This is a genomic window from Paramuribaculum intestinale (assembly GCF_003024925.1).
Lineage (GTDB): Bacteria > Bacteroidota > Bacteroidia > Bacteroidales > Muribaculaceae > Paramuribaculum > Paramuribaculum intestinale.
Map to the genome: position 1 here is coordinate 1 of NZ_PUED01000182.1, position 4,531 is coordinate 4,531.

Sequence of the window (4,531 nt, forward strand, 5' to 3'; positions counted from 1 at the left end):
TCAACACGCCATCAGAATCCCCCAGACCCTATTGTCAACCCCTGTAAAAACTGTCCAAAAATCACAGGTTATCAATGGGGGTCAATTTAAATAATCCATAGGGGGTCAATTTGTTGAGAATATCCACTATGCGATGACAAGCTCAGCCGTCACGCCTCTCTGGAGTTTACATTGCTGAAAATCGCATCTGAATAAAGCATCTACCAGATTTAGCCTTGATTTTCTTGGAAACGCCAAAAATTATAGCTAATTTTGCAGTCAGCCTGTAATATAGGCTTAAATTTTAGATAAAACACAAAATGATACGCGAATTCTGGACTGAAAACTACCTGTCAATTCGGGAACGCCAAACGATGAACTTCGAGACGGACGGCGATGATGAAAACTGGATGAGTGCCGAAATCTCAAAAGGAGTTCATCTTGGCCGTGTGGGAATAATATTCGGAGCCAACGCTTCGGGCAAATCGAATATGCTCAAAGCGATGCAGAATGCTTTTGAACTTATGTTCATTGACCGTAAGGATCGAAATGAAAGAGTACATTCTGAAATGCCTTTTGCTTTGATCAAGAATCAGCCGACAAAGATGTTCGTGTCTTTTTATGCCGACGGTATCAGATATGATTATATGATTTCATATCTCGAAAGCCATATCATCAGAGAGGAATTGAATTACTATCCCAATAAGAGCAAGTCTCTGTTTTATGAACGCGAGTTTGCCGGTGAAGACAGACAATGCGAGATTAAATTTGGAACAAGCATCGGGATAAAGGCGAAGACCCTCCGGGTTCTGAAAGAGCATACTCTCAACAATCATTCGGTCCTCTCTACGTATGGAAAAGTGTCCTTGCCGGAAGACGCATGTAAGATTGCGGCACTGTACAATTGGATTAAGTCCCATGTACATGGAGTCAGCAATGACGGTGAAAGCCTCGTCTCTCTTTTGAAGGAAGTAAGTCAGGATGAGAAAAAGAAAGAATTCTTCATACAGATGTTGAAAAAGGCTGATTTCAATATTTCAAATTTCAGCGTCATATCGGATGGTGTCGAAAATCATGTGGAATTTGTAAATACATCAGATGAAGGTAACTTCATGTTGCCTCTCTCCACACAGTCTGCCGGAACAATTAAATATCTGGTTGATCTTAACTATCTGTATAATGCCATAACCGGAGACCATATCTATATGCTTGACGAATTAGGCGAGGATTTGCATTATGATCTGCTACTGTATTATATTCAGGTCTTCCTTGCCAATTCGTGCCAATCGCAGTTGTTTTTCACAACACAGGAGATGACATTGCTTTCAGAAGATCAGTTTAATGAAAACCGTCAATCAGTGTGGTTCGTAGAGAAGTCATCTGAAACGGCGGCATCTGAATATACCCGCGCTGACAAACTCGGCCTCCGCAGGGAACACTCACTCTACAATTCCTATCGTATCGGTCGGTTTGGGTCAAAACCTGTGTTGGGTTCGCCGTTCATCTTAAATCAGGAATGAGCCATGCCAAAAGTAAGGAAACAAACCACTGTGATTATCGGCGAAGGCCCTACGGAGTTCTTCTATCTCAATTCATTGAAGGATGAGTTCCGCCAGTTACAGAGCATCAAACCGGACACTCCGAAGAATACGAGCCTGCGTGAATTGGAACGCTCGATTGAATCTGCAATAGCAATCGGATATGACAGGATTTTTTGTCTTATCGACATGGACAATAAGAAGAAAGACCCGACAAGTTGGGCAGCCTATTCTGAATTGAAACGGAAATATCATGGCAAGAAGGTCCACAATGAGAAAAAGGGGCTCAATTATGAAGTCCGTTTCTTTGAGACTGACCGCTGCACTGAACTGTTCTTCCTTTATTATTTCAGATATACGGGACAAAATTATGCCGATTCAAAAAGCATAGAGGACGAGCTTTGCCGGATATGTGGATATGAAAAAACTCAACGGTTTTTCAGGACACATCCATTGCATCAATATTTCCAGAAGAAAGGCGGTGATTGGGTAAGGGCGATTGAGAATGCCCTGAAATCTGAGAAATGCCTGATTGACGGAGAACGGGATTATACCTATTCCGAAATAGGCTCAATGTTCAAAGAGCTGGGAATTGTCTGATTTTGTCAGTATAGTATGAAGTGTGTTCGCTCGTCAACACCACGGCACGATGGGGAAAAAGCATGGCTATCACAATAACTTAATTTCGGCAATAAGCAAGGTTCTATTGCCGAAATTAAGGAGGAGCGTGTTATTCCGAATTAATTCATATACCTTGCAGTGTTCAATGACATTGAACACCACGGTGTATTATAACTGGGATTGATGTAAAATGTGTCCCTGTTAAAAAAATGAATCCTGATATATTTGTAAAATTAGATTATTCTCCGCAATTTTGCATTATTCTCCAACACTCGGAGAATAATGCAAAATATCGTAGAACATGAAGGAGATAACAATCGCCGGACAGCAGATAGAGCTTCGGAATCTATCCAAGCAAGACCAAAAAGGTCTGTGGCTTGAACTCATTGCAAATTTCAAGATGATGCAGTTTGATTTCAATGGGCAGGTTATGCTTTTGCTTGTGGCCAAAGGTGAAATGGATTATACCAATGTGCAGCGTCGTAAGATTTCGGAAAGAATTGAAAGCATCAAGCATATTCCGGCTGTATTTTACTTTGACAATTTATTGACTTATGAGCGTGACCGATTAGTGGAGCAAGGAGTGTATTTTATCGTAGCCGATAAATTTGCATTTGTGCCTACCTTGATTATCAACAGGCTGTCAACAAAAAGTGAGATTAAAGAATTGTTTTATCCGTCAACACAATATATTCTTCTTTATCATCTACAGATCGAGAGCCTTGACGGTTTGTCGCTTAAAGAGTTGGAGGATAAAGTACCTTATAAATATAAGACAATCGCCAAATCCATAAAGCAACTTGAAGCATTGGGATTGGTTAGTCTGGAAGGCAGCAGGAATAAGAAACTTGTGTTTGAACTGTCAGGGAAAGAACTTTGGGATAAGGCGTCAACCAATCTAATTGATCCAATCAAAAGCATAGAATACACATCAGATGTATTTCCCGAAGGAGATATTGGCGGAATCTCGGCTCTGTCGCATTACTCAATGCTCGCCCCGGAGGATGTCCCGACAAGAGTTTTGACTGCGGAGTGGGTGCGTGAACATAAATACTCCATACCCGAATTGCACTCTTTTGAAGATACACAGCGCATCGAGATATGGAAGTATCCGCCGTCAGGCACTTCCGGCTATGTGGATAAATTGTCATTGTTCCTGACATTGAAAGATGATAACGACCCACGGGTTGAGAAAGAAATTGCAATAATGATGAATAAAATAAAATGGTAGGAGGACTTGAAAAATTCAGGGAAGCGTTTGCCGACTTCTCTGACAACTTTGTGATTATCGGAGACACAGCCTGCGATGAAGTCCTTTCCGAACATCCCTCAAACGAGCACTGAGATTCCAAGAGAGACAAGATAATTGAGATTTGACAGCAGTATAACGGCTAATATGCTGATTCCGATTGCAGAAACTTTAACATTTAGGATAGCGTGTACATCGCGGAAAATGATTAAATTTGCACTATCGGATGAAAAATGACGAAGAACATTGAAACACTATCGTGTGCGTAACGTGTACACCACAGGAAGAGCAATGCCAACAACTTGATTATCAATGCAAAGCATAAGATTCGCCAACCCCAGGCGGATCACTTTGGTGTCGTAAAAAACACCGCAAAACGCTGAAACAATGACAGTTTCAGCGTTTTTTATTTTTCTGCTCACGGCAGAATACAGCAGATTTCGGAGCGTAGACGTGATATATGCGTGAGTCGCGCAAACGTGAGTCAAATTACTCACGGTAGTGACGCAGACGTGAGCCACCCCTCCCTCTCCTGCCGTGAGTCGGCTGAAACCGGGATACTTATCCCATGAAAAAGCGGACACCATGTGGGGCGCAGGGTTCACATTCAGCTATCCCCGACACCACTTTTGGAAAGGACGATACTTGTTTCTTAACATCATTTAAGAAATGAAAGGCTTCTTAACTAAATCCGGTGTTTAATTGACGTTTTTAGGTTCGAGCCTCTGTATTTTGCGCAGCTTTGCCGTGAGTCGCCGACTCACGCCTCTCATGATGACACCCTGATATTGCGTTTCTGATGATACGGATTCTTCCCGGCTTGACAATCCGGCGAATAATGATTATCTTTATGTAACCATTAAATCCGCAACGTATGAAAGAATCCTTTTTTGTAATGACTTTCTTTCCGAGAAAGCCCCACGTGATCACGGATGGCGAATATCCCATCTACGTCAGAATCTCCACGGCAGGCCAGAAGACCGAGTTTACAATCGGTAGGAAGGTCAATCCGGACAACTGGGACCAGAGACGCCAGAAAACCCTCGGCAAGTCCCGGCGCGACATCGAGCTGAACAAGTTCCTTGAAAACATGAGGTCCCGCTTCTGCGAGATACACAACCGTCTTCTCATAGAAGGCAAGTAT

At 42.4% G+C, this 4,531-nt stretch carries 4 protein-coding genes; all 4 read left to right on the plus strand.

The annotated features are described in order from the left end of the window. Positions 1–299 precede the first annotated feature (299 nt). On the plus strand, positions 300–1,499 hold the full coding sequence (locus C5O24_RS10980) for an AAA family ATPase (RefSeq protein WP_107037032.1): 1,200 nt from the start codon (positions 300–302) through the stop codon (positions 1,497–1,499). A 3-nt stretch (positions 1,500–1,502) separates the two neighbouring features. Then, positions 1,503–2,117, plus strand: a complete 615-nt coding sequence (locus C5O24_RS10985) for an RloB family protein (protein ID WP_068960721.1) — start codon at positions 1,503–1,505, stop codon at positions 2,115–2,117. Positions 2,118–2,439: 322 nt separating this feature from the next. Next, entirely contained in the window at positions 2,440–3,369 is a 930-nt protein-coding gene (locus tag C5O24_RS10990) for a hypothetical protein (RefSeq protein ID WP_107037031.1), read from the plus strand. Between the two features lie 892 nt (positions 3,370–4,261). Next, positions 4,262–4,531 (plus strand): Arm DNA-binding domain-containing protein (locus C5O24_RS10995; RefSeq protein WP_240604981.1); only part of this gene is annotated, 270 nt, incomplete at its 3' end.

Excerpts from the sequence above, each read along its gene's own strand:
- C5O24_RS10980 (WP_107037032.1), top strand. The coding sequence starts at position 300 with ATGATACGCGAATTCTGGACTGAAAACTACCTGTCAATTCGGGAACGC.
- C5O24_RS10985 (WP_068960721.1), top strand. The coding sequence starts at position 1,503 with ATGCCAAAAGTAAGGAAACAAACCACTGTGATTATCGGCGAAGGCCCT.
- C5O24_RS10990 (WP_107037031.1), top strand. The coding sequence starts at position 2,440 with ATGAAGGAGATAACAATCGCCGGACAGCAGATAGAGCTTCGGAATCTA.